This is a genomic window from Mesorhizobium sp. Root695, from assembly GCF_001428185.1.
Lineage (GTDB): Bacteria > Pseudomonadota > Alphaproteobacteria > Rhizobiales > Rhizobiaceae > Mesorhizobium.
The window spans coordinates 129,622-153,224 of sequence record NZ_LMHO01000004.1; the positions used below are offsets into that span (position 1 = coordinate 129,622).

The 23,603-nt window shown below is 64.1% G+C and carries 26 protein-coding genes; 22 read left to right on the forward strand and 4 right to left on the reverse strand.

Going from position 1 to position 23,603, the window contains the following annotated elements; all coding sequences use genetic code 11:
• Nucleotides 1-9: 9 nt before the first annotated feature.
• The 4 genes from ASD99_RS06425 to motA are packed head-to-tail and all read right to left on the reverse strand — an operon-like array spanning nucleotide 10 to nucleotide 3,323.
• Nucleotides 10-1,020: a flagellar motor switch protein FliG gene (locus ASD99_RS06425; protein WP_057143063.1), complete on the reverse strand. Its 1,011-nt coding sequence runs from the start codon at nucleotides 1,018-1,020 to the stop codon at nucleotides 10-12.
• A 44-nt stretch (nucleotides 1,021-1,064) separates the two neighbouring features.
• Nucleotides 1,065-1,451 carry a flagellar motor switch protein FliN gene (gene fliN, locus ASD99_RS06430; RefSeq protein ID WP_056582592.1) on the reverse strand — a complete coding sequence of 129 codons (387 nt, stop codon included), beginning with the start codon at nucleotides 1,449-1,451 and terminating at the stop codon, nucleotides 1,065-1,067.
• Nucleotides 1,452-1,467: 16 nt separating this feature from the next.
• Nucleotides 1,468-2,415, reverse strand: a complete 948-nt coding sequence (locus tag ASD99_RS06435) for a FliM/FliN family flagellar motor switch protein (protein ID WP_057143064.1) — start codon at nucleotides 2,413-2,415, stop codon at nucleotides 1,468-1,470.
• A 32-nt stretch (nucleotides 2,416-2,447) separates the two neighbouring features.
• Nucleotides 2,448-3,323, reverse strand: coding sequence for a flagellar motor stator protein MotA (gene motA, locus ASD99_RS06440; protein WP_056582597.1), 876 nt, complete (start codon nucleotides 3,321-3,323; stop codon nucleotides 2,448-2,450).
• 148 nt (nucleotides 3,324-3,471) lie between these two features.
• On the opposite strand from motA, the gene ASD99_RS06445 reads away from it, so the two are divergent.
• The 22 genes from ASD99_RS06445 (at nucleotide 3,472) to ASD99_RS06550 (ending at nucleotide 23,510) form a co-directional block, all read left to right on the forward strand.
• A complete protein-coding gene (locus ASD99_RS06445) occupies nucleotides 3,472-4,593 on the forward strand; it encodes a DUF1217 domain-containing protein (RefSeq protein WP_057143065.1) in 1,122 nt (373 codons plus the stop codon).
• Nucleotides 4,594-4,600: 7 nt separating this feature from the next.
• Nucleotides 4,601-5,323 (forward strand): flagellar basal-body rod protein FlgF, encoded by a 723-nt coding sequence (flgF, locus tag ASD99_RS06450; RefSeq protein ID WP_056582601.1) that lies wholly within the window; start codon nucleotides 4,601-4,603, stop codon nucleotides 5,321-5,323.
• A gap of 3 nt (nucleotides 5,324-5,326) precedes the next feature.
• Nucleotides 5,327-6,730, forward strand: coding sequence for a flagellar protein export ATPase FliI (gene fliI, locus ASD99_RS06455; RefSeq protein ID WP_056582603.1), 1,404 nt, complete (start codon nucleotides 5,327-5,329; stop codon nucleotides 6,728-6,730).
• Entirely contained in the window at nucleotides 6,717-7,556 is an 840-nt protein-coding gene (locus tag ASD99_RS06460) for a hypothetical protein (protein WP_057143066.1), read from the forward strand. The genes fliI and ASD99_RS06460 overlap by 14 nt, the downstream gene beginning before the upstream one ends.
• Nucleotides 7,557-7,640: 84 nt before the next feature.
• A complete protein-coding gene (gene flgB / locus ASD99_RS06465; RefSeq protein WP_056582607.1) occupies nucleotides 7,641-8,021 on the forward strand; it encodes a flagellar basal body rod protein FlgB in 381 nt (126 codons plus the stop codon).
• 2 nt (nucleotides 8,022-8,023) lie between these two features.
• Nucleotides 8,024-8,440 carry a flagellar basal body rod protein FlgC gene (gene flgC, locus ASD99_RS06470; RefSeq protein WP_056582608.1) on the forward strand — a complete coding sequence of 139 codons (417 nt, stop codon included), beginning with the start codon at nucleotides 8,024-8,026 and terminating at the stop codon, nucleotides 8,438-8,440.
• Entirely contained in the window at nucleotides 8,440-8,766 is a 327-nt protein-coding gene (locus tag ASD99_RS06475; protein WP_056582610.1) for a flagellar hook-basal body complex protein FliE, read from the forward strand. Before flgC ends, ASD99_RS06475 begins: the two co-directional genes overlap by 1 nt.
• Nucleotides 8,767-8,777: 11 nt before the next feature.
• On the forward strand, nucleotides 8,778-9,566 hold the full coding sequence (gene flgG / locus ASD99_RS06480) for a flagellar basal-body rod protein FlgG (RefSeq protein WP_013529795.1): 789 nt from the start codon (nucleotides 8,778-8,780) through the stop codon (nucleotides 9,564-9,566).
• Nucleotides 9,567-9,569: 3 nt separating this feature from the next.
• Nucleotides 9,570-10,097: a flagellar basal body P-ring formation chaperone FlgA gene (flgA, locus tag ASD99_RS06485; protein WP_057143067.1), complete on the forward strand. Its 528-nt coding sequence runs from the start codon at nucleotides 9,570-9,572 to the stop codon at nucleotides 10,095-10,097.
• Nucleotides 10,094-11,335, forward strand: coding sequence for a flagellar basal body P-ring protein FlgI (locus ASD99_RS06490; protein ID WP_057143068.1), 1,242 nt, complete (start codon nucleotides 10,094-10,096; stop codon nucleotides 11,333-11,335). The genes flgA and ASD99_RS06490 overlap by 4 nt, the downstream gene beginning before the upstream one ends.
• Before the next feature lie 3 nt (nucleotides 11,336-11,338).
• Nucleotides 11,339-11,923 (forward strand): MotE family protein, encoded by a 585-nt coding sequence (locus ASD99_RS06495; protein WP_057143069.1) that lies wholly within the window; start codon nucleotides 11,339-11,341, stop codon nucleotides 11,921-11,923.
• On the forward strand, nucleotides 11,920-12,630 hold the full coding sequence (flgH, locus tag ASD99_RS06500) for a flagellar basal body L-ring protein FlgH (RefSeq protein WP_056582618.1): 711 nt from the start codon (nucleotides 11,920-11,922) through the stop codon (nucleotides 12,628-12,630). The genes ASD99_RS06495 and flgH overlap by 4 nt, the downstream gene beginning before the upstream one ends.
• A gap of 19 nt (nucleotides 12,631-12,649) precedes the next feature.
• Complete coding sequence (locus ASD99_RS06505; RefSeq protein ID WP_057143070.1) at nucleotides 12,650-13,144, forward strand: flagellar basal body-associated FliL family protein; 495 nt, start codon at nucleotides 12,650-12,652, stop codon at nucleotides 13,142-13,144.
• Nucleotides 13,141-13,872 (forward strand): flagellar type III secretion system pore protein FliP, encoded by a 732-nt coding sequence (gene fliP, locus ASD99_RS06510; protein ID WP_023810007.1) that lies wholly within the window; start codon nucleotides 13,141-13,143, stop codon nucleotides 13,870-13,872. The genes ASD99_RS06505 and fliP overlap by 4 nt, the downstream gene beginning before the upstream one ends.
• A 235-nt stretch (nucleotides 13,873-14,107) precedes the next feature.
• Nucleotides 14,108-15,109 (forward strand): flagellin, encoded by a 1,002-nt coding sequence (locus ASD99_RS06515; protein WP_056582621.1) that lies wholly within the window; start codon nucleotides 14,108-14,110, stop codon nucleotides 15,107-15,109.
• Between the two features lie 267 nt (nucleotides 15,110-15,376).
• Entirely contained in the window at nucleotides 15,377-16,441 is a 1,065-nt protein-coding gene (locus ASD99_RS06520; RefSeq protein ID WP_056582624.1) for a flagellin, read from the forward strand.
• 135 nt (nucleotides 16,442-16,576) lie between these two features.
• Nucleotides 16,577-18,223, forward strand: a complete 1,647-nt coding sequence (gene fliF / locus ASD99_RS06525) for a flagellar basal-body MS-ring/collar protein FliF (RefSeq protein WP_056582626.1) — start codon at nucleotides 16,577-16,579, stop codon at nucleotides 18,221-18,223.
• 3 nt (nucleotides 18,224-18,226) lie between these two features.
• On the forward strand, nucleotides 18,227-18,853 hold the full coding sequence (locus ASD99_RS06530; RefSeq protein ID WP_056582628.1) for a hypothetical protein: 627 nt from the start codon (nucleotides 18,227-18,229) through the stop codon (nucleotides 18,851-18,853).
• The gene (locus ASD99_RS06535; protein WP_056582630.1) at nucleotides 18,850-20,220 is read left to right on the forward strand and encodes a MotB family protein; all 1,371 of its coding nucleotides are present in this window, start codon (nucleotides 18,850-18,852) and stop codon (nucleotides 20,218-20,220) included. Before ASD99_RS06530 ends, ASD99_RS06535 begins: the two co-directional genes overlap by 4 nt.
• Nucleotides 20,217-21,599 (forward strand): hypothetical protein, encoded by a 1,383-nt coding sequence (locus ASD99_RS06540; protein ID WP_057143071.1) that lies wholly within the window; start codon nucleotides 20,217-20,219, stop codon nucleotides 21,597-21,599. The genes ASD99_RS06535 and ASD99_RS06540 overlap by 4 nt, the downstream gene beginning before the upstream one ends.
• On the forward strand, nucleotides 21,596-22,993 hold the full coding sequence (locus ASD99_RS06545) for a flagellar hook-length control protein FliK (protein ID WP_057143072.1): 1,398 nt from the start codon (nucleotides 21,596-21,598) through the stop codon (nucleotides 22,991-22,993). The genes ASD99_RS06540 and ASD99_RS06545 overlap by 4 nt, the downstream gene beginning before the upstream one ends.
• Nucleotides 22,923-23,510, forward strand: a complete 588-nt coding sequence (locus tag ASD99_RS06550) for a transglycosylase SLT domain-containing protein (RefSeq protein ID WP_056582636.1) — start codon at nucleotides 22,923-22,925, stop codon at nucleotides 23,508-23,510. Before ASD99_RS06545 ends, ASD99_RS06550 begins: the two co-directional genes overlap by 71 nt.
• Nucleotides 23,511-23,603 lie beyond the last annotated feature (93 nt).

Here is a 23,603-nt window from a genome sequence, read left to right on the forward strand (position 1 = left end):
GGCCCGGTCTTAGGCGGCGTTCTGGGTCGAGGGGAGCTCGAACGCGCCTTCGCGTGACAACCGGATCGTCGTCGTCACGATCGTCTTGCGCGCCGCCGTGATGTCGGCGAGGGGAATCCCTTCCGATCCCTGTCCGAGTTCGGCTTCGATCATGCGCCGCGACCGCGCGCCGATCGCCGACAGCACTGATTCCGCAAGTCCCGCCTGCGTGCCGCGCAGGGCCAGCGTGACCAGTTCGGTCGACAGCCCGTCGAACAGCAGCACCCGCGCCTTCTGGGTGAGCAGCGGCAAGTCGTCGAAGGCAAACAGGCGAGCCCGGACGCCATCGAGATCGGGCGTGCCGGCGGCTTCCAGGTCCTGCATGAACTCCTCGAGCAGCGGCTTGTCCAGTTCGTTGAGGACGCTGGCGACGCGCGCCTGCCCGGCCGAGGTGTCCTTCGTCGAGGTTTCCGTCAGCACGTTGGTGCGCAGCCGGTTCTCGACGATCTTGCTGGCGGCTTCCGGAACATTGGCCATCGTCACCATGCGCTTGATGATTTCGCCACGCATCGGCTTGGTCAACGTCAGCAGCACGCTCGCCGCCACTTGCGGCGCCAGCTTGGACAGCACCATGGCCGCGGTCTGTGGATGCTCGCCGGCCAGGAAGGCACCAAGCCGCGCCGGCTCGAGCTTTTCGAGCTCGGGCCAGATCGGCGGCGGGCCTTCCGGTGCGACCTCGAATCTCTTGTCGCCCATGATTGCGCTCATCTCTTCGGGCGACAGCGACTCGTTGAGGATGGTGTCCATCCTGTCGGCGGAATCGAGCAATCCCGCCCCTTCGGTGAACTCGGCCTCGAACTCGGCGACAATGCGCTCGAGATCGTTTTGCGGAATCGTCCGCAGCAGACGGGCGCCCTCGATCAGCGCCTTCAGTTCTTCCTGCTTGAAGAATTTCAGCAGGCGGCTGGCCGACGGCTTGCCCATCGCTACCAATATGGCGGCCGCCTTCTGCGCGCGGGTCAAGGTCACCGGCGTCGTCATGCCACTCGCCTCCGCTGCCACCGGCAAGCTCCGCAACCCATGTCCTAGGCGCCCTTCGTGCCGGCGATGATTTCGGTCAGCCTGATGCCGAAGCGCGACGGATCGCTTTCCAGCACGGTGATCTCGCCGCGCGCGATCTTGCGGCCGTTGACCACGACGTCGACAGGTTCGCCGATACGGCGATTGAGCGCCACCGTCGACCCCTTCTGCAGCGCCATCAGGTCGGAGACCGGCATCTCGGTGCTGCCGAGGATGATCTGGACATCGACGGGGATGTTCATGATGACGCTCGAATTGGCGCCGGAAGCGGCCCTGAACGCCGCATCGGGGCGCTGCTCCTCGTCATGCAGCACACCGCGCAACTCTTCAATGGCACGGTCGAGCTGCTCGTCCGGCTGGTCGAGATCGGCTTCCACCTTGGTCTTGGCCATGCGTCGTCTCCAAATGTCAGGCGCTGCCGGCGGAAGCCGGCATCAGCGCTTCGATAAAGTCCTGCCCGGCATCGTAGGGATGCCTGATTCGAACGGTGTAATTCTGTCCCAGTTTGCCGAACTCGCACACGAACAGCGTCTTGCCGCGCGCGCTGAGACGCGCCTGCGACTGCGCCGTTTCCTCGAATTCAATGACCTGGCCAATTTCGAAACCGGCAAGGTCGCCGAGTGTCAGCCGGGCCAGCGGCATCGTGGCCTCGAGTGCTACGGTGGAGCGCATCACCTCTTCCGAAAAGCGCGCGCGCCAGCTGGCCCCCTGATCGTTCTCGCCGGCGACGGCGGCACTGTCCCGGCTGGCCAGCACGATACGCTGCGGCATCGTCACGGTGACGGTGCCGCTGTCGGCCGGCGTCGAGATGCCAAGGACGATACGGATCGCCGCGCCGTCGCGCAGCACGTGCCGCTTCGCCTCGGTGCCCGACGTTGCCCGCGGCACGGGCAGGCGCAGGTCGAGCGAGCGTCGTCCCGATCCGTTCAGGGCCTGCGCGACCTGCTGGAACACCATGGTCGAGACATCGACCTCGATCTGCGACAGATCGCGCTCTATGGGCGACGCCGACATCTCCGGATCGCCGCCGAACAGCGTGCAGACCATGATCGCGATCGCCGGCGCATCAATCACCAGGGTCATGGCATCCGAGGACGTGGATGATGCGACGATTGTCATGGCAAAAGTCTCGCCGGCACGCGAGCGCGCCTCCGAGACGCGGCTGACCTCGACGGCCCTGAGATCGATGGTGACCGGGACACCAAGCTCACTGGTCAAGCTCTTCTGCAGCAACGGCGCGGCGCGTTCGGCCATGGCCCGGCCGGTGCCGATGACCTGGGCGGCTTCGCCGCTGTCGCCGACCAGACGCTCGATGATCAGCGAGCGCGCTTCCGCTGGGCTGCCCGGACTGGTCATGACAGTGCTGGGACCGATCTGTCGCGCATCGTTCAGGCGGCCTTCTTTTCGACGGCACCGGTGTTCATCGTGCTCTGCTCTACGGCGTCGATTGTCGGCCGTTCATAGGACGAGATGGTCTTGCGGCCGAACTCGATCGCCACCTGCGGCAGCGCGCCGTTCATGTAGGCCAGCAGCGTCTGCTTGACGATGATGTAGAGGCGGTTGTTCTTCTCGCGAACCGTCTTGATCTTGGTGGCGACCGGCCCGACCACCGCATAGGACAGGAAGATGCCGAGGAACGTTCCGACAAGTGCGGCGCCGATCAGACCGCCGAGGATTTCCGGCGACTGGTCGAGCGCACCCATCGCCTTGACCACGCCGAGGACGGCGGCGACGATGCCGAGCGCCGGCAAGCCGTCCCCGACCGCCACCATTGCATGATAGGCCTTCATCTTGTCGGACCTGATGGTCTGGATTTCCTCGTCCATCAGCGCCTCGATCTCGTGCGAGCGGGCATTGCCGATGATGATGATGCGACAGTAATCGCAGATGAAGGCCATCAGGTCGTGATTCTTGAGTACGGTCGGAAAGGCCTGGAAGATCGCCGATTCTTCGGGATTGTCGATATGCGCCTCGACTTCGCTGCGCGACTTCGAGCGCAGCTCGCGCATCAGTGAGTGCAGCACGCCCAGCGTTTCCAAGTAGTTCTGTTCCTTCGGCACCGCCTGTTTGAACGCCTCGAGGATGGCCTTGCCGGTATCCTTGACCGTCTTCATCGGATTGGCCACCAGAAACGTGCCGAACGCGGCACCGCAGATAACCACGGCTTCCCACGGCTGGACCAGCACGTGAAGATGGCCGCCCATGGCCATGAAGCCGCCAAGGACGCAGCCGAGCGTAACCACCAGTCCAATCAGAATGCCCACGAAAGGTCCTTCCGCATTTCACATCAGGCGTAAGGGATAGCTCCCGTGCCTTGTGTGAGGCTTGAATCGAAGCCACCGGATCCGATTCAGTTTCGCGCAAGGAAGTAGGGCTATTGTGCCGACATTAGCTTCGGCCGGAGGCACGTCTTTGCTAAATACCTTTACCAGCTACCAGCTGATCACCAAGGATATCACCAAGTCGATCGACAGGATCGAGCAGCAGCCGGTGGTTGATCGCGATACCAAATATTATCTCGCCAACATCACCAAGGTGAAATCGATCGACGATTTCGTCAAAAATGACCGCTTGTTCAAATACGCCATGAAGGCCTATGGGCTCGAGGACATGGACTACGCCAAGGCCTTCATGGTCAAGGCACTCAAGGAAGGCGTCTCCGATCCCAACAGCTTCGCCAACAAGCTGACCGACAAGCGTTACGCCGAATTCGTCAGGGCCTTCAATTTCGCCGCCAACGGCGCCGATGCGACCATCTACAACAAGACGCAGCAGCTGGTGACCAAGAACTATGCCTCGCAGGCTGAAATCGCCGGCCTCGATCCGGATTCGGACTATGTGAAAGGCGAGACGACATACTATCTCGCCAACATCACCAAGGTGAAGTCGATCGACGATCTGATGTCGAACAATCGGCTCTACACCTACGCGCTGGCTTCATTCGGCCTCGATTCGACCACGGAAGACAAGGATCTCATCAAGAGCGTTCTGCAGGGTGGCGTCCGCAACCCCGACAGCGTCGCTAACAAGATGACGGACAAGACCTACGCAGCACTTGCCTCCGCCTTCAATTTCGAAGCTTATGGTGCGAACACCACCACCATCAATCCGGCGCAGCAGCCGACCGTCGACAAATACATGCGCCAGACCCTCGAAGAGGATGCCGGCCAGAGCAACCAGGGCGTGCGGCTGGCGCTTTATTTCGACCGCAAGGCCCCGACCATCACCAACTGGTACGACGTGCTGGCCGACACCGCGCTTGCCAGCGTCGTGCGCACCGTGCTCGGCCTGCCCGATTCTTTCGCCACCGCCGATGTCGACAAGCAGGCGCAGCTGTTCGAGCAGAAACTCGACATCTCGGATTTCTCCGACCCCGAGAAACTCGGCAAGTTCCTGACTCGCTTCACCAGCATGTACGAAATCAACAACCCCACTTCATCGGCCGTCACCTCGGTTAGCGTGCTGTTTTCCCAGCCGATCACGGTCGGCATCTCCACCGACCTGATGATGGCCATGCAGAAACTAAGGTTCTGAGACTATTATGCGGGACAGTCTGTACGTCGCCCTATCCTCGCAGATCGCGCTCGAGCGTCGCCTCGACACGATCGCCGACAACGTCGCCAACGCCTCGACGATCGGTTTTCGCGCCACCGGCGTGAAGTTCGAGGACGTCGTGTCCGGCACCGGGCCGAAATCGGTGTCCTTCGCCTCCTCTGGCAAGACCTATCTTTCCGGCGCTCACGGTGCTTTGAGCGAGACCGGCAATCCCTTCGATTTCGCCATTCAGGGCGATGCCTGGTTCGCCATAGAGACGCCTGTCGGCGCCGTCATGACCCGCGACGGGCGCTTTTCGATGAACGAGAACGGCGAACTGATGTCGATCGAGGGCCACCCGGTACTCGATGCCGGCGGCTCGCCGATCCAGCTTGACCCGCGCAGCGGTCCGCCCAAGGCCGGGGCCGACGGTTCGCTGCGCCAGAACGATCAGCTTGTCGGCTCGATCGGCCTCTACAATTTCGACCCGGGCGAGAACTTCGTCCGCTACGGAAATTCCGGCATCGTTCCGGCGCGCACGCCGGAGCCTGTCACCGATCGCTCCGATATCGGCGTCGCCCAGGGTTTTCTCGAAGAATCCAACGTCAATCCGGTGCTGGAGATCACCCGGCTGATTATGGTTCAGCGTGCCTTCGAGAACACCGCCGCCCTGATGCGGCAGACTGACTCCTCCACCGACGAGGCGATCAAGACGCTCGGCTCGAAATAACCCATGTCGCTCGACCAGCTATCCCTGCGCGCACCCGAAAGACAGCTCCAGCCGGCGCCGGAAGACCGGCTTGCCGCGTTGGAACGGGTCTGGCGGCGTTTCGCCGACACCGAGGCGCTGCTCAAGCGCGGCGGCCGCGTCACCGAAGTCACGCCCACGCACTACAAGGTGCACGGCCTTTCCAATTTCGCCAGACTGGGCGACATCGTCGAGCAGCGCGGCCATGCCGGCGCGCGCCGCGGCGAGATCGTCAAGATCAGCCGTGACGAGGTCGTCGTGGCACCCTTCGAACGCAGCGCCGATGCCGGCATCGGCGATGCCGTATTCCGCCGCGGTCCGCTCGCGGTGGCGCCGCATGCCTCGTGGCGTGGTCGCACCATCGACGCGCTCACCAGGGCAATCGATGGCGGCCCGCCTTTGGTCAGGGGCGACGACGCATCGAGCGGCGCCCAGACGACGCCCGGCGCCATGGCGCGGCAGCGCGTCGGCACCGCCTTCATGACCGGCGTCAAGGTCATCGACATCTTCACGCCGCTCTGCTTCGGCCAGCGCCTCGGCATCTTCGCCGGCTCCGGCGTCGGCAAGTCGACGCTGCTTGCCATGCTTGCCGGCGCCGACGCTTTCGACACCGTCGTCGTGGCGCTCATCGGCGAACGCGGCCGCGAAGTCCGCGAATTCCTCGAGGACACGATCGGCGACAGTATGGCCAAGACCGTCGCCGTCGTCGCCACCAGCGACGAAAGCGCCATGATGCGCCGGCGGGCGCCGGACACCGCCATGCGCGTCGCCGAGCATTTTCGCGACCAGGGGCACCGTGTGCTCCTGGTGCTGGACTCGATCACCCGCTTCGCTCACGCCTTGCGCGAGGTGGCGACGGGGACCGGCGAGCCGCCGGTCGCCCGCGGCTATCCGGCCTCGGTGTTCACCGAACTGCCCAAGCTGCTCGAGCGCGCCGGGCCAGGCGCGGAAGGCAAGGGGTCGATCACCGCCATTATCTCCGTGCTGGTCGACGGCGACGACCACAACGATCCGGTCGCCGATTCCGTGCGCGGCATCCTCGACGGCCATGTCGTGCTCGACCGCACGATCGCCGAACAGGGCCGCTATCCGCCGGTCAATCCGCTGTCGTCCATATCGCGCCTGGCCGGCAAGGCCTGGAGCGTCGAACAGCGCGCGTTGGTGACAAGGCTGAAGTCGATGATCTCGCGCTTCGAGGACACGCGCGATATCCGCCTGCTGGGCGCCTATCAGGGCGGCGTCGATGCCGAACTCGATATTGCCGTGCGCCAGGTGCCGCTGATCTACGAGGCACTGACGCAAGCGCCGAAGGACCGTCCGTCGGCCGACCCGTTCTCCGATCTCGCCCGCCACCTCAAGAGCAAGCTGAACGCCGATGCCGGAGACTGAACGCGAATATACCGAGCGCATCCTGCGCGACATGATCGCCGAGGCCAACGCCGCCGAGGAAGCCCGGGCTGACGAAGCCCGATCTGCCAAGGCAAAGGCTGCCCGTGCCATAGCTGCCAAAGCCGAAGCCGTTCTGGCCAGAGCCGTAAAGCCAACCCTGCCACGGGCTGCCAAAGCCGATCCTGTTCGGGCAAGGGCCGCCGAGCCCGCTCTGCACCGGGCTCCCCAGGCGGAGGCTGCCGAGATGACGCAGGCCAGCCGCGACTCGCTGATCGACGGACTGTTCCCGCTCAGAGAATGGCCGCTGCCACCAAAGGCGCAGTTTCCCCGGCTGAACAAGAAGTCCGATCGGCGCAGCGATTTCGTCATTGCCGCGCTCGGCATCACGCTCGGGCTGATCTGCGCTCTGTTTCCCTGGTACATCTTCTTCAACCAGGACCAGTTTGGCGTCCAGGCGATGAAGTTCGGCGGCACCGGCACCAATTCGGGACGGGCGGGCGGCGGCGTGGTCGCCCAACGCAGCGCGCCGCTGACGGCAAAGGACGTCCCCGCCGCCAATCTCGATCTGCTTGCCACGGGAACCGTGCAGGATGACGCCAATCCGGCACCTGCACCTGACGAGCAACCCTTTCCGGCCGACGCGGCGAAATTCCGCATGGTTCATGTTGCCAACGGCCGTGCCATGATCGAGGACGACGCTGGCCTCTGGATCGTCCAGCGTGGCTCGATACTGCCTGACTCCAGCCAGGTATCCTCTATCGAGCTGCGCAACGGTAAATGGGTCATGGTCACCAGTGCCGACCAGGTGATCGAACTCTCCAAATAAACGCCCCGTCTCAGGCGTGCGGCCATCCGCAAGGTCCGCGCAAGACTGGCGGCCTAGTCTTCGGGAACCCGCTCGGAGATTCCCATGGAGCCCGTTTCCCTTTTCGACCTCGCCGCCAAGCAAGCCCAGTGGCTGGCCGTGCGCCAGTCCGCCGTCGCCGGCAACATCGCCAACGCCAACACGCCGGGCTACAAGGCAAACGATGTCGAGCCGTTCGAAAAGGTCCTCGATCGCACAGCCGTATCGCTGCAGGCCACGCAGGCTGGCCATCTCGGCAACGCCGCGACCAATGCCGGCTTCACCATCAAGCCGCAGGAAGATGACGGCGTTGTCATGCCGTCCAAGAACTCGGTCGTGCTGGAAGACCAGTTGCTGAAGGCCGGCGAAGTACGCCGCTCCTTCGAGCTCAACACGGCGATCGTCAAGGCGTTCCATTCGATGATGATGATGGCGGTGAAGAGCTGACCATGGACGCGCTGACCGCAGCCCTCAAAGTCGCAGCATCCGGCCTCGGCGCCCAGTCGGAGCGCCTGCGTGTGGTTTCCGAAAACCTGGCCAACGCCCAGTCGACCGGCACCACGCCCGGCTCCGATCCGTATCGCCGCAAGACCATCAGCTTCGTCTCCGAGCTCGACCGGACCTCCGGCAGCTCGACGGTTGCAGTGAATTCTATCGATCGTGATCCCAGCGACTTTCCGGTCGAGTTCCAGCCCGGCAACGAAGCCGCCGACGAGAAGGGCTACGTCAAGATGCCCAACGTGAACGTGCTGATCGAAATGGCCGACATGACCGAGGCCAACCGCTCCTACGAGGCCAACCTTCAGGTCGTCAAGCAGGCGCGCGACCTGATTTCCATGACCATCGACCTGATGAGGAACCAGTAATGATCAGCGGTATCGGAGCCCTTCAGTTCAAGTCGTCGATCGGCGGCGACGACGCGGTGACAAGCCTGCTCCAGGGCGGCGCGACACCTTCGGCCGGCGGCAACATCGGCACCTCCTTCGCCGAGGCGCTAAGCCAGGCAGCCTCCAAGACCATCAACACACTGCAGAATGCCGAGCAGGTGTCGGTGCAAGCCCTCAAGGGCGACGTCGACACCCGTCAGGTGGTCGACGCCGTGATGAGCGCGCAGCAGGCGCTTCAGACCGCCGTCGCCATTCGCGACAAGGTGGTTTCCGCCTATCTCGAAGTCAGTCGAATGGGCATCTGAGGAATTCCGCCATGAAAGCACTCGCCATCGCCGCCACCGGCATGAATGCCCAGCAGACAAATCTGGAAGTCATCGCCAACAACATCGCCAACATCAACACCACCGGCTACAAGCGCGCTCGTGCTGAATTCTCCGACCTGCTCTATCAGGTCGACCGCACGCAGGGTGTGCCCAACCGCTCCAACGCCTCGCTGGTGCCGGAGGGCGTCTCGATCGGCCTCGGCGTCAAGACGACGGCCGTGCGCAACGTGCACACACAGGGTGAACTGACCAGCACCGGCAACAGTTTCGACCTGGCGCTCACCGGCAGAGGCTGGTTCCAGATCGAGGGTGCCGACGGCGGCACGCTCTACAGCCGCGCCGGCGCGCTCAACACCAACGCCACCGGCCAGTTGGTGACAGTCGACGGAGCCGCCGTCATTCCGGCAATCAACGTCCCCGTCGATGCCGTCGAGGTCATCGTCAACAAGACGGGGCAGGTCTTTGCCCGCATCGATGGCCAGACCGACCTGCAGAACCTCGGCCAGCTTCAGATCGCCAATTTCGCCAACGAGGCGGGCCTGGCACCGCTCGGCGACAATTTGTTCCAGGAAACCACGGCTTCGGGGCCGGCCAATGTCGGCGTCCCGGGCGATCCCGGCTTTGCCACCATCCAGCAGGGCTATCTCGAAGCCTCCAACGTCGACCCGGTCAAGGAAATCACCGAGCTGATCTCGGCGCAGCGCGCCTATGAGATGAACTCCAAGGTCATCCAGGCCGCCGACGACATGGCCTCCGTCGTCTCCAAGAACATCAGGTAACGCATGATGTCGACGCCCGGCCTCCTGTCCGCATTCCGCCGCACCGCGCTCGTCCTTGCGCTGGTGGCCGGCGGCATGCCGGCTTTTGCCCAGGAGTCGACAAACCAATCGGCCGCCGAGATCGTCAGCAATCAACCTGTCGGCGACGTCGTGTTGATCCCCAACCGGGTGATCTATCCCGGCCAGACCGTCGAACTCACAGCCCTGAAACAGGTGACCCTCATCGCCGGCAAGCACAAGCCGGACGGAGTCGTCACACGGGCCGAGGAACTCGACGGCAAGGTCGCCAAGCGCACGCTGCTGCCCGGCCGCTACATCCCCTCCACCGCCATCCGCGAGGCCTGGCTGGTCGAACAGGGCGCCTCCGTGCAGGTCTTCTTCATCGCCGGCGGACTGACGATCTCGGCGACCGCCGTGACGCTGCAGCCAGGTGCCGCGGGCGACCTCGTCAAGGTTCGCAACATCGACAGCGGCAAGATCCTGTCCGGCGTCGTGATGGCGGATGGCACCATCCAGGTCAGCGCCTCATGATGCGCGGCCTTACCCTGATATTGGCAGCCGTGCTTGGCCTGCAGCCGGCACTGGCCGACGGCCTGACGCCGAAGGCCAAGCGCGAGCTCGCCGCCAAGAATGGCGGCGTCTACAACGATCCTGAATATGATCCGGCCACCACCAGCCGCATGTTCCGCGTTTCGTCCGGGCCGAGTTCGCTGCCGCCGGGCCAGGTCGCTTCGCGCATCAAGGACATCGCCCAGCTGCAGAGTTCGCGCGACAACCAGCTCGTCGGCTACGGCCTGGTCATCGGCCTTGCCGGATCGGGCGACAGCCTGCGCAACTCGCCATTCACCGAACAGTCGATCCGCGCCATGCTCGAAAATCTCGGCATCGCCACCGAAGGCGGCAGCGCGCGCGCCAAGAATGTCGCCGCCGTCATCGTCACCGCCAACATGCCGCCCTACGTGCAGTCGGGCGCCCGCATCGACATCGACGTCTCCTCGATGGGCGACGCGACCTCGCTTTCCGGCGGCACGCTGATCATGACGCCGCTGAAGGCGGCGGACGGCGAGATCTATGCCGTCGGCCAGGGCTCGGTCATCGTGTCCGGCTTCACCGCCCAGGGGCAGGCCGAGCAACTGACGCAAGGCGTGCCGACCTCCGGACGCGTGCCGAACGGCGCGATCGTCGAGCGTGCCGTCCAGGCCGAGTTCGACGATCAGGCGACGCTGACGCTGCAATTGCGCAACCCAGATTTCTCGACCGCGATCCGCATCGCGGACGCTATCAACGACTACACCAGCCAGCGTTTCGGCATGCGGGTGGCGGCCGAGCGCGATTCCCGCACTGTGCAGATCAGAAGAGCGAAGGGTGTTTCGGCGGCGCGCTTCTATGCCGAGATCGAGAACCTGGTGGTCGAATCCGACACGCCGGCCCGCGTCGTCATCGATGAGCGCACCGGCACCATCGTCATCGGCAATGATGTCAAGATCTCGCGGGTCGCCATCAGCCACGGCACGCTCACCGTGCGCATCACCGAAGCACCGCGCGTCGTGCAGCCCGAGCCCTTCTCCAAGGGCGAGACCGCCGTAGAACCGTTCACCGCCATCGACGCCAGCCGGCCCGACGCCCGCGTTGCGGTGCTTGACGGACCCGATCTCCAGACCTTGGTTTCGGGCCTTAACCGTCTCGGCGTCAAGCCGGACGGCATCATTGCCATTCTGCAGGGCATCAAGTCGGCCGGCGCCCTGCAGGCCGACCTGGTTCTGCAATAGGCGATGCCGATGATCTCCCTCTCACGCTACGAAAGACGCCGCCCCGCCGCAATCCTGCTCGCGACCGCCGTTCTCGCGGCACTGCCCTTTGCCGGCGATACCGCACGTGGTGAGGAGACGGTCCGCCAGGTCTTGCCGGGAGCACCGGTTGCAGCGGCGGCGCCGCAAACGGCGCGGGCAAAGGCACCCGACCAGACCGAGATCGAGCGCTTCTGCTCCAACATCGCCGACGCCGCCCGCGATCGCCGTTATGCTTTGCAGGCGGCGGAACTGAAGCAGCTCCAGGCCGGCATTGACGAGCGCATGAAAGCTCTGGATGCAAAGAAAGCCGAGTACGAGACCTGGCTGAAGCGGCGCGAGGTTTTCCTGGCCAGGGCCGAAGACGGCGTCGTCCAGATCTATGCCGGCATGAAACCCGACGCCGCCGCCGAGCGGCTGGCCATCGTCAACGCCGATCTGGCGGCGGCCATATTGATGAAGCTCGATTCACGCAAGGCGAGCGTCATCCTCAACGAAATGGACCAGAAGGCGGCGGCAACGCTCACCGGCATCATGGCCAGCGCAGCCCGAAGGGTAGATCCGTCATGATCCGCAAGATGCTCCTCCTGTGCGCGGTTGCCGTGCTGTCCGGCTGCGGAACCAACCTCAAGGAGGTCGGCAGGGATCCGGCTCTGTCGCCGGTCGGTTCCGGCATCGACGATGGTAGCACCGGCTCTCTCTATCGCTATCCGGAAACACCGCCGGCACCGCCCAGGAAATTCTCGCTGTGGGATGACCGCCAGAGCCGGCTGTTCACCGACCCGCGGGCGCTGTCCCAGGGCGACATCCTGACCGTCAAGATCAAGATCAACGACCGGGCCAACTTCAAGAACCAGAACGACAGGAGCCGCACCGCCAACCGCAAGCTCGGTTTCGATATCAGCGCGGAATGGGACAAGGTTGGCAGCACCGCCGGCAAGGGTGCTGGCGCTCTCAACTCCACCACGGACACGACGGCCGACGGCGAGATCAAGCGATCGGAAAACCTGGAGCTCAATGTCGCCGCCATCGTCATCGATGTTCTGCCTAACGGCAATTTGATGATCAAGGGATCGCAAGAGGTGCGCGTCAACGCCGAACTCAGGGTGCTGACCATTGCCGGCATCGTGCGGCCGGCCGACATCGGCGCCGAGAACACCATTCCCTACGAACGCATCGCCGAGGCGCGCATCTCCTATGGCGGACGCGGCCGCATCACCGAGGTCCAGCAACCTGCCTACGGCCAGCAGATTCTCGACCAGGTTCTTCCGTTCTAGGATTGGGGAACACCGCACCGTGGCAAATGTCGAACAGGGTCAGCCGCGCAAGGGTCCCTCCCTTGCCATCCAGGCCGCCATGCTGCTGGTCGTGACGGCCGCCGCCATCGGCATGGGCTGGATGTCCGGCGGCTATCTCAAGGGCGTCGATGCCCCTGCGTCGGTACCGGTGGCGCCTGAGAACGAAGGCAAGGTCGAGCAGTCGGCTGCGGCCGAACAGCCGGGCGTGGGGCCGACGCTCGTCGTGCTGGCGCCAATCACCACCAACATCGCTTCGCCTGCCGATACCTGGATCAGGATGGAGGTGTCCGTGGTCTATGACGGACCGCAGCCACAGGCAATGTCGGATGACATCCACCAGGACCTTCTGGCGCTGGTGCGCACCTTGAAGATGCATCAGATCGAAGGCGCCAGCGGCTACCAGCACCTGAAGGCCGATCTCGAGGAACGCGCCGCGATCCGCAGCCAGGGTCACGCCAAACAGATCCTCATCAGGACATTGCTGCTCGAATGAGAAAATTCCTTCTCGCCACGGCGATGATCGCGGCCGCCACGTCGGTCGCGGCGGCGCAGCAGCTTGATCTCGGCGGCATCGGCAAGGCCGACGGCACCACCGTCGGCTACATCATCCAGATGTTCGGCCTGCTGACCGTGCTGTCGGTGGCGCCGGGCCTGCTGATCATGGTGACGAGCTTCACCCGCTTCGTCATCGCCTTCTCGATCCTGCGTGCCGGCATCGGCCTGCAGTCGACGCCGGCAAACCTCATTCTCATTTCGCTGTCGCTGTTCATGACCTTCTATGTCATGGCGCCGACTTTCGACCAAGCCTGGAACACCGGCGTCAAGCCGCTGATGGACAACCAGATCACCCAGACCGAAGCCTTCGACAAGATTTCGGATCCGTTCCGTACCTTCATGCTGCGCAATGTGCGCGACAAGGACTTCGACCTCTTCGCCGATCTCGCCCGCGAGCGCGGCCAGACTGTTTCGCGCGACACCGTCGACCTGCGCATCCTGGTACCCGCCTTCATGATCTCGGAAATCCGGCGCGGCTTCGAGATCGGCTTCCTGATCGTGCTGCCCTTCCTGGTCATCGACCTGATCGTCGCCACCATCACCATGGCGATGGGCATGATGATGCTGCCGCCGACGGTGGTGTCGCTGCCGTTCAAGATCCTGTTCTTCGTCCTGATCGACGGCTGGAATCTGCTTGTCGGCAGCCTGGTGCGCTCCTTCAATTGACCGCTGGCGGCTGATCCCTGGTAACTGGTCGCGGCCGTGTCGCACAGGTACAGAATTTCAAGCAAAATATTTTCGATTAACCGTCCGGTTTAGCCCTTTGGTAGGGACTTGCCCGCATATTCGCTCGCAGATGGCGGGTGATCGATTTCAGAGATCATTGGCATGATGCCGCACCGTCATACCGGGAGGCCCGGTATGTCAAGAAAACACCTGTAAAACCAAGGTACGAGTACCCATGTCCAGCATCATGACGAACTCCGCCGCGTTGACGGCTCTGCAGAGCCTTAACGCCACCAGCAAATCCCTCCAGGACACCCAGGCCCGCATCTCGACCGGCTACCGCGTCTCGCAGGCCTCGGACAACGCCGCTTACTGGTCGATCGCCACCACGATGCGCTCCGACAACCAGGCAATGTCCACCGTTTCGGACGCACTCGGCCTCGGCGCCTCGAAAGTCGACACCGCCTACACCGGCATGAACAGCGCGATCTCCACCATCAACCAGATCAAGGCCAAGCTGCTGGCTTCCTACGGCCAGACGGATGCCTCGAAGGAAAAGACCCAGACCGAAATCACCGCTCTTCAGGCGCAGATGAAGTCCTACGCCGACGGCGCCACCTTCTCCGGCACCAACATGCTGTCCGTAGACAGCGGCGCAACAGCCACGACGGCGGCCGATGTGAAGATCCTTTCGGCGTTCAACCGTGACGCGGCCGGCGCATCTTCGATCTCGACCATCGACGTCAAGGTGGAAAGCATCAAGCTGTATGAAGCTGGCACCACCGCGGGCCTCGCGAAGGGCATCCTTGACACGTACCGCCTCGGCACCGACGGCAGTACGGTCGCCGCAGTCTCCGGCACCCAGACAGCCCTGGGGGCGGCTGCACTGGCCACCGACACCTATTCGGCCGCCTCGCTTTCCATCTTCTCGGGTGGCACGGCTGCCAGCGATACGCAGATCAAGCAGATGCTGACCGTCATCGACTCCGCGCTCGCCGACATGACCAACTCGGCCACCACGCTCGGCGCCGCCAAGAGCAGTATCGACCTGCAGAAGACCTTCACCTCGGACCTGATGGACTCCATCGATCGCGGTGTCGGTCAGCTCGTCGATGCCGACATGAACAAGGAATCGACCCGTCTCCAGGCTCTGCAGGTCCAGCAGCAGCTCGGCGTCCAGGCTCTGTCGATCGCCAACGGTTCCTCGCAGTCGATCCTGTCGCTCTTCCGCGGCTAATCGCCTCCGCTCCACCACAATTCGCACTAAAAATCGGGCCGCGCCAAAAGCGCGGCCCGATTTGCGTTTTGCTCCAGCCCCGCGCAACCCTCGGTCCTTAACTCTCGAAAGCCAGCGTTTAACAGGCTGTTAACCATGGCGCGCTAATTATGGTTAACCAATAGCTTACAACCGTTGGCGAATCGGCCCTACCGGCACGATGCCACCCGTTGAACAGGCCTATCCGGCATGTCTGAGCATGTCGGCTTTTGAGAAGGAGCGACTTTCTTGGCGAGCATCATGACAAACGCTGCGGCGTTGACCGCACTTCAAAGCCTCAGCGCCACCAACAAGTCACTCGAACAGACGCAGGCTCGCATTTCGACCGGCTACCGGGTCTCGCAGGCCTCGGACAACGCCGCCTATTGGTCGATCGCCACCACGATGCGCTCGGACAATTCGGCCCTGTCGACGGTGCAAGACGCACTCGGCCTCGGCGCCTCCAAAGTCGACACCGCCTACACCGGCATGAACAATGTGCTGACGACGATTGGCCAGATCAAGACCAAGCTGCTTTCGACCGTCGGCCAGACGGACGCAGCCAAGGCAAAAACCCAGACCGAGATCAAGGCGCTTCAGGCGCAGATGAAGTCCTTTGCCGACGCGGCCACCTTCTCGGGCTCGAATTTCCTTGCGGTGACCTCCAAGCAGGTTGCCGCGGCCAATGACGGCGCCCAGCCCGACTCCCAGATCGTGTCCTCATTCAATCGTTCCTCATCCGGCGCCATTTCGATTGGAACGATCGATATCGATGTCGAAGGCACCAAGCTTTTCGACTATGGCCTTGCCACAGACGTCAAGAACTACGGCACCCTCGATCGCCAGACCTCGATCTATTCCACGGGGGCCGCTCAGACCCTGTATGACACCGCCTATAGTGCCGCGATCGCCGGCGGAGGAACGGACATCGCCGCGAACGCCGCCGGCCAGTTGGCGGCGGGAGCGGTCGCCAAGGTCGACAATATTTCCGCCTACAACCTCGACATCACGGCAGCCGGGGTAACCGACGATATCATCACCCAGATGGTGACCAGGATCGACAAGGTCATGGCTCAGCTGACCGATTCCGCCACCATCCTCGGCTCGGCCAAGAGCAGCATCGACCTGCAGAAGACTTTCACCCAGAGCTTGATGGACTCCATCGACCGCGGCGTCGGCCAGCTCGTCGATGCCGACATGAACAAAGAATCGACCCGCCTGCAGGCGCTGCAGGTGCAGCAGCAGCTCGGCATCCAGTCGCTGTCGATCGCCAACAGCGCCTCGCAGTCTATCCTGTCGCTGTTCAAGAACTAATCGCGGGCGCCACCAGCGCCCTGCTTTTCGCACTCCGATTGACGGGCCGCGCCGCAAGCGCGGCCCGATTTCATTTTCGCACAAGCTTCGAGGACTAGTGTTCCGGCGGACAATCATCCTGGGAGTCGTCGAACCGTGCCGGAACAGATCCAGAGCATCATCTCGAATCTCCGCGGGTTTGGCGTGAAGCGCCTCGCCATGCTGGCGGGCATCGCCGTTCTGGTGATGGGCGTCATCGGCATCGCCTCGGTCTACCTCAACCGTCCCGCCTACGACACGCTCTATGTCGGGCTCGACCGCGCCGACGTGAACCAGATCGGCCTGGTGCTGGGCGAAGCCGGCATCGGCTTCGACGTCGGCGCCGACGGAACCTCGGTGCTGGTGCCGGCCGGCACCACCGCGCAGGCGCGCATGCTGCTTGCCGAAAAAGGCCTGCCGACCAGCGCCAATGCCGGCTACGAACTGTTCGACAATGTCGGCTCGCTCGGCCTCACCTCCTTCATGCAGCAGATCACTCGTGTGCGCGCGCTGGAAGGCGAGATTGCCCGCACCATCCAGTCTATATCGGGCATCAAGGCGGCGCGCGTCCACATCGTCATGTCCGAACGCGCCAATTTCCGCCGCGACGAACAGCAGCCTTCCGCCTCTGTGGTCATCCGCTACGCCGGCATCGACGCCGAGAAGAGCGCCATGTCGATCCGCCATCTCGTCGCCGCCGCGGTCCCCGGCCTGTCGGCCGACAAGGTGACGGTCCTGGATTCCAGCGGCAATCTGCTGGCCGCGGGCGATGATCCTTCCAACACCAGCGCCGCCCGCACGCTCGGCGTCGAGCAGACCGTCGAGGCGCAGATCGGCGACAACATCCGCCGCGCGCTGACGGCCTATCTCGGCCCCGACAATTTCCGCGCCAGCGTCAAGGCCGAGGTCAACACCGACACCCGCCAGACGGAAGAAACCATCTTCGATCCGAACTCCCGCGTCGAGCGCTCGGTGCAGTCGGTGCGCGCCAACGAGAACAACAATCAGAAGCAGGCCTCGACACCAGCCAGCGTCGAGCAGAACCTGCCCGAGACCCAGGCAACCGCCACCGACGGCCCGCAATCCTCTTCGCAGAACGACCGTAGGGAAGAGATCACCAATTACGAGATCAATTCGAAGAAGATCGCCACGGTCTCCAACGGCTACAGCGTCACCAAGATGTCGATTGCCGTCGTCGTCAACCAGCAGCGGCTGACGGCCATCCTCGGCAAGGACGCCACGCCTGAGCAGATTGCCAAGCGTGTCGCCGACATCCAGAAGATGGTGACCTCGGCAACCGGCTTCGACGAAAAGCGCGGCGATGTCATCGATGTGTCGGCGGTAGAGTTCATCGACGGGCTGGATGGCGAGGCGATCCCGCAGGCTGGAATGCTCGATTCCATCGGCCAGCATGCCGGCACCCTGATCAACGCCGGCGCCTTCATCGTCGTGGTGTTCCTGGTCGCCTTCTTCGGCCTGAAGCCGATGGCGGCGGCGCTGACGGCAAAGGCGACACCGGCCCTGTCAGGCCCCAGCTTCGATGACGTCCAGCGCTCGCTGCCCACGCCGGAAGCAACGGCCGCCGCCGACAATGCCGCAGTTGCCGCCTTGCCCGGCACGCGCCCCGGTCCGACACCGCTCGACGATCTTCGCCAGAAGATCAGACCGGCCCCGCAGGATCGGCTTGCCCGGATGGTCGACCTCAACGAGGAACGCACAGCGCAGATTCTGCGCAAATGGGCTGCCCAGGAAGTCGCGGTGTAAGCCATGCCCTCCGCAGCCCTTTTCGACCTCCTGCCTGATTTTGGCACCCGCACGCACCGTGCCGGCCAGCCTCGCGTCGCGGCCGATCCCGAACACAAGCCCGAGGCACCGACGTCGCAAGCCGATATCGGCACGCTGATCGCGGAAGCGGTTGTTCAGGCCGAGGCGGCGCTCGAGGCACGCCTGTCGATCGCGCATGATGCCGCGCTCGAAGCCGAGCGCCAGGCCAATGCAGAGGAAGCAAGGGTATTTCTCGAAAGCCTCGGCGACGATCTCGGCAAGGCGGTCTCGTCGCGTATCGATGTCATGGAGGCACGCGTGACCGGGCTTGTCGCGACCACGGTCGCCCGCATCATCGGCGGCATCGTCAGTGACGATCTGCAGAAACGCTCGATCGAGGTGCTCGCTAGCGCAATACGCGAAGCCGTCGGCGATGCCGAGGCGGTGCGTGTCGTCGTGCGCGGGCCGCTCTCGCTGTTCGAGACACTGAGGGCATCGCTCGGGCCGCGCGCGGCCAATCTCGACTTTGTCGAGGCACCAGGCTTCGACCTCACCGTCGCCATCGACGAAGCGGTGTTCGAGACACGCATGGCCGAATGGTCGACGACCCTCTCAGAGGTTCTGGCATGAGCGTCGCCGAGGCCGGACACACACCCCACGAAATCATCATCGTGCGGCGTGGTCATGATGACCATGACGAGGCCCACCATGGCGGCGTCTGGAAGATCGCCTTCGCCGATTTCATGACGGCCATGATGTGTTTCTTCCTGGTCATGTGGCTGATCAACGCCGCCAACGAACAGACCAAGGCAGCCGTCGCCAGCTACTTCAACCCGGTCAAGCTGGTCGACCGCAATTCGAGCCGCAAGGGCCTGGAGGATCTCGGCGACGGTCCGCGCGCGATTGGGACGACGGCCGACAATCCGAAGAAGGCGACCAGCAAGGCCGGCCAGGACGGCGATGGCTCGGCGGACCGCAAACAGGACAAGCAAGAACTCCCGCAAGCGGAACACTCCGACGAGCATCTGTTCGCCGATCCTTACGCGGTGCTTTCGGAAATCGCCACCGATACCGGCGTCATGCAGAATGTCAGTCAGAAGGGTGACGGCGGCGCGCAGGCTGCCGGCCCGGCGACGGGCGCCTCCGGCGGTGCCTCCTATCGCGATCCCTTCGAGCCCGATTTCTGGTCGCAGCAGGTCGCGGCGCCCGCCGCTGAGGCCAGTGCCGAGCGCACCAGGATCGAGGGCGATCCTGTCAAGCCCGGCGACAAGGCCGCTGAAACACAGGTCGCCAAGGTAAAGGCCGTGCCGCCCGTCGCGGCCGCACCGCCCGAGCCGCTGGCCAAGGACGCGACAGGCAAGCAAGCTGTGAACGCCGCCACCGCAATGGCCAAGGCCGGCGACACGAAGCCGAGCGAGGTCAAACCGGGCGAGACCAAGCCGGACGATGCCAAGGCTGCGGACGCAGCCAAGGCCGAGGCCGAGGCGCAAAAGGCTGCCAAGCCCGACACCGGCGAGAAGGCGCCGACCGCGGCTGCAGTCAAGGCAGCGGCCGATGTCAAGCAGCAGTTGGCCAATGCCTTCAAGCCCGGCGACAAGCTGCACGACGGCGTCTCCGTTGAAGCCACCGACAAGGGCGTCGTCATCTCGATCACCGACCAGCTCGACTTCGGCATGTTCGAGGTTGGCTCGGCGCTGCCGAGCCGCGAACTGGTGCTGGCGATGGAGAAGATCGGCCGCATCGTCAACAGCCAGAAGGGCACCATCAGCATCAACGGCCACACCGACGCCCGGCCGTTCCGCAGCGACAGCTACGACAATTGGCGACTGTCGACGGCGCGCGCGCATTCCGCTTACTACATGCTCGTGCGCGGTGGCGTCGACGAACGCCGCATCACCGAGGTCGCCGGCTTCGCCGATCGCCAGCCGAAGGATCCCGCGGATCCATTGTCGGCCGTAAACCGCCGCATCGAAATCCTGATGGCAACCGGCGGATGAGGCGAGCGGCCGTCACCAGCCGGTTGCTTGGCCTGTTGCTGCTGGCCGGCGGACACCCGTCGACCGGCTTCGCCCAGGAGGCGCTGCAGCCATATCAGTTGGTGCGCTCGCTGCAGTTCATCCAGGACCGCATTGCCACCGGCGACCATGCCGCCCTGCCGATGCAGGCCAAACTGCTGGAGATGGCGGATGCGCGCCTGCGCACGGCGGATGCCGAGGATTACAAGGATCCCAAGAACTTTCGCGCCCTGCTCGTCTACGGCATGAGCGGCGGTAACCCGGTGACCGTCGAAGCCGCCACGTCGCGCGCCACGACGGACCCGCAAAGCCTTGCCATAGCCCAAGGCGTGATCGACTACCTTACCGGCCGGCCCGGCGAGGCGATCGAAGCCTTGAAGCCTATCGACCCCATGGCGCTGCCTCCCGATCTCGGTGCTTTCCTTGCCCTGGTCAAAGGCTCGTTGCTTGCCGGCGACCAGCCCGCGGCCGCACTCGGTCTGCTCGACCAGGCAAGATTGCTCAGCCCTGGCACGCTGGTCGAGGAAGCCGCACTTCGCCGTTCGGTCGGCATTGCAGCCGGGCAAGGCGACGCGGCACGCTTCGCGCTTGCCTCCACCCAATATGTCGAGCGCTACCTCTATTCGCCCTATGCCAGCCAGTTCGCCGACTCCTTCGTCACCGGCGTCATCGCGCTGCACATGTCGATCAGTCAGGACAAGCTGGCCGACATCACCTCGATGATGGATGCCGAGCGCGAGAAGGTGATCTATCTGCGCATCGCCCGCCGCGCCGCGATCGACGGCCTGAACGAGCTGTCGGCTTTTGCTTCGGCGCGGGCCGAGCGGGGCCGCGACGGCAACACCAACCAGGACGATCCTCGCGCCCTGCTCTATGCCAGCCTTTCCACCGTCACCTCGGGCACCATCGAGGACGTTCGCGCCAAGCTCGGCAAGATCGACCGCACCAGATTGTCGCAAGGCGACCGCGCCTTGCTCGATGCCGCGCAGGCCATTGCCGGCGAGGTCGTCGCGCCGCCCGCCGCCCTTCCCCAGGAAAAGCCTGCTCCTGTTGCGGCCGGGCAATCACCGGCGCCCAAGATCGCCACGGCGCCAGGCGCCGATCACAGCGGACTGCCACCGGTCGAAGGCGCGATCGCGGAGCAACCTGCCGCCACTGCGGCCCCCGGTGGACCGGCCGCCAATGCGCCGGACACGGCGGCGGTTGCAGCCACATCCGCCGACGCAGCGACTGTCATGCCGGCTTCGGCACCGTCGCCCGCGGCCGGTCCCGAGCCCATCGATCCGACAGACGCCGCCATGACCAGAACACGTCGACAGCTCGACCTGATCGACCAGATGCTTGGAGCCGCCCCCAAATGACCACCAGCCTCGGCTCGGCCTTGCCAGGATTTGCCTCCACGCGCGCGTCGTCGGAGCAACCGGCAGCGAATGGCAGGAACGACGACGACGGCTTCGGCAAGATGTTGCGCGGCGACACCGGCTCTACCCGCCCGGAACGGCAATCGACGACCGAGGCGGGATCGCGCGACCAGCGCTGGGGCAAGCTCGCCGCCGGCCTTGCCGGGAATGGCGGCAAGGCCGAACCGGCTTCGGCCGGTCCCGGAGAGACCACCTCTGCCAAGGTGCCGACCGTGAGAATCGGCAAGGACGATCTGGATGCAAAGGCGCACAAGGACGATGCCAATGCCGAAGAGACGACGCCGGATGCCGATGCCGTGCCGCTTCAGGACGACCTGTCGCTGCTGATCGCGTTTCATGACCTGCGCCATTTCTCGACATCGGCCAAGGCATCCGGGCGCGACGCAGCCACCGGCGAGAGCCCGTCGGATCCGGCGCTCGACGGGCAAGCTCCACTGCCGAAGACCTATCGAGCAAAGTCCTCGGCCGAACGCGAGGCCCTCGAAACCATCTCGAAGCCGGAGCAGGTGTCGATCGTCGACGGGCCTTTGACGGAGCTTGACGCCCAGCCACCGAGCTCTGCCTCCAGCGCGCCGAAACGCGACAACACCGTGGCGGCCCTGAAGCTGCCGGACGCCCCCGCTGCCGACGTGCCCGGCGTGCAGTCGAAGCACACCGCGGCGGCGATGAAGAGTATCGGGGATGTCCAGTCCTCGATGCGGCCCGAAGCGGGGAAACAGTCCCTGTCCGCCCCACGCATCGACGTGGTGTCCGAACAGAGCTTCCCCGCACCGCCGCAGAGTCCCATCAGCCAGGCAGCCCTCAATGTGATCAACGCCATAGCCGCCGACAGCGGCTCGCAAAAGGCGCTTTTAGCCTCATCCACGGCCGCTCAGCTGGCCAGCCCTGTTGCCGTTCCGACACATGTGCTGAAGATCGAACTTCACCCCGCCGAACTCGGCATGGTGACGGCCCATCTTCGCCTCTCCGGAGAACAACTTTCGATTGAGCTGAAGCCCGAAACACACGACGCCCATCGTCGGCTGTCCGCCGACAGCGAGGCCATCGTCAAGTCGCTGCGGGGTCTCGGCTTCGAGGTTGACAAGGTCACAATCCTGCAACCTTCGGTAGCAGTTCCCTCTACAACCCGCACCGATGCAACCGCCCCCTTGCCGACGGCAACAGGCCGCGATCCATCATCCTTTCAACCGGGGAATTCGGGCGGCGGCAGCTCTGGAGCCGGCGGCCAGCAATCGGGCCAGCAATCCTCAGGGAAACGCAACGATGACGCGCAGGACTACGGCCGCGGCAGTTCGCCTTCTCGCGAGCGCGCTGGCGGCGATATCTTTATCTAGCGCGGCAAGCGCTGCCGCAGCCGCGGCCAACCCTTGCGAGCCGGAAATCCTGCGCGCCGCCGATCGCTATGGCGTGCCCGCCGGCATCCTCTATGCCGTGGGCCTGACGGAGACCGGCATCAAGGGCAGCCTTCAACCCAACGCTTTGAATATAGAGGGAAAAGCGGTCTTTCCGAGGAGCCGGACCGAGGCCCTTGCCGCCTTCGCCAATGCCCGGCGCGAGGGCAAGACGCTGATCGATCTGGGCTGCATGCAGATCAACCATCACTACCACGCATCGCATTTTCGCAGCGTCGAGGACATGCTCGACCCACGCCAGAACGTCGACTACGCGGCGCGCTTCCTGGCCAGCCTCCATGCCCGCCACGAGACCTGGTCGATGGCCGTCGCCCGCTATCATGCCGGCCCCGACAACGATCCGGCGCAGAAGATCTATGTATGCCGCGTCATTGCCAACATGGTCGCCACCGGCTTTGGAAAATGGACCGCGAATGCGCGCGGCTTCTGCAACCCATAAGCGTATTTTCTGCTTCTAATAAACCAACTGCACAACCCGGAATTGTCGGTTTGACTTGGTCAAAACTTGCTACCGAAAGCATATCTGGTTGCA

Coding starts and splice junctions, on each gene's coding strand:
- flgH (WP_056582618.1), top strand. CDS start 11,920: ATGATCCGCAAGATGCTCCTCCTGTGCGCGGTTGCCGTGCTGTCCGGC.
- ASD99_RS06530 (WP_056582628.1), top strand. CDS start 18,227: ATGCCCTCCGCAGCCCTTTTCGACCTCCTGCCTGATTTTGGCACCCGC.
- flgC (WP_056582608.1), top strand. CDS start 8,024: ATGGACGCGCTGACCGCAGCCCTCAAAGTCGCAGCATCCGGCCTCGGC.
- ASD99_RS06435 (WP_057143064.1), bottom strand. CDS start 2,415: ATGACCAGTCCGGGCAGCCCAGCGGAAGCGCGCTCGCTGATCATCGAG.
- ASD99_RS06425 (WP_057143063.1), bottom strand. CDS start 1,020: ATGACGACGCCGGTGACCTTGACCCGCGCGCAGAAGGCGGCCGCCATA.
- fliN (WP_056582592.1), bottom strand. CDS start 1,451: ATGGCCAAGACCAAGGTGGAAGCCGATCTCGACCAGCCGGACGAGCAG.
- ASD99_RS06540 (WP_057143071.1), top strand. CDS start 20,217: ATGAGGCGAGCGGCCGTCACCAGCCGGTTGCTTGGCCTGTTGCTGCTG.
- flgF (WP_056582601.1), top strand. CDS start 4,601: ATGCGGGACAGTCTGTACGTCGCCCTATCCTCGCAGATCGCGCTCGAG.
- flgB (WP_056582607.1), top strand. CDS start 7,641: ATGGAGCCCGTTTCCCTTTTCGACCTCGCCGCCAAGCAAGCCCAGTGG.
- ASD99_RS06550 (WP_056582636.1), top strand. CDS start 22,923: ATGACGCGCAGGACTACGGCCGCGGCAGTTCGCCTTCTCGCGAGCGCG.
- fliP (WP_023810007.1), top strand. CDS start 13,141: ATGAGAAAATTCCTTCTCGCCACGGCGATGATCGCGGCCGCCACGTCG.
- flgA (WP_057143067.1), top strand. CDS start 9,570: ATGATGTCGACGCCCGGCCTCCTGTCCGCATTCCGCCGCACCGCGCTC.
- ASD99_RS06495 (WP_057143069.1), top strand. CDS start 11,339: ATGCCGATGATCTCCCTCTCACGCTACGAAAGACGCCGCCCCGCCGCA.
- ASD99_RS06475 (WP_056582610.1), top strand. CDS start 8,440: ATGATCAGCGGTATCGGAGCCCTTCAGTTCAAGTCGTCGATCGGCGGC.
- ASD99_RS06535 (WP_056582630.1), top strand. CDS start 18,850: ATGAGCGTCGCCGAGGCCGGACACACACCCCACGAAATCATCATCGTG.
- ASD99_RS06490 (WP_057143068.1), top strand. CDS start 10,094: ATGATGCGCGGCCTTACCCTGATATTGGCAGCCGTGCTTGGCCTGCAG.
- ASD99_RS06460 (WP_057143066.1), top strand. CDS start 6,717: ATGCCGGAGACTGAACGCGAATATACCGAGCGCATCCTGCGCGACATG.
- fliI (WP_056582603.1), top strand. CDS start 5,327: ATGTCGCTCGACCAGCTATCCCTGCGCGCACCCGAAAGACAGCTCCAG.
- ASD99_RS06515 (WP_056582621.1), top strand. CDS start 14,108: ATGTCCAGCATCATGACGAACTCCGCCGCGTTGACGGCTCTGCAGAGC.
- flgG (WP_013529795.1), top strand. CDS start 8,778: ATGAAAGCACTCGCCATCGCCGCCACCGGCATGAATGCCCAGCAGACA.
- ASD99_RS06545 (WP_057143072.1), top strand. CDS start 21,596: ATGACCACCAGCCTCGGCTCGGCCTTGCCAGGATTTGCCTCCACGCGC.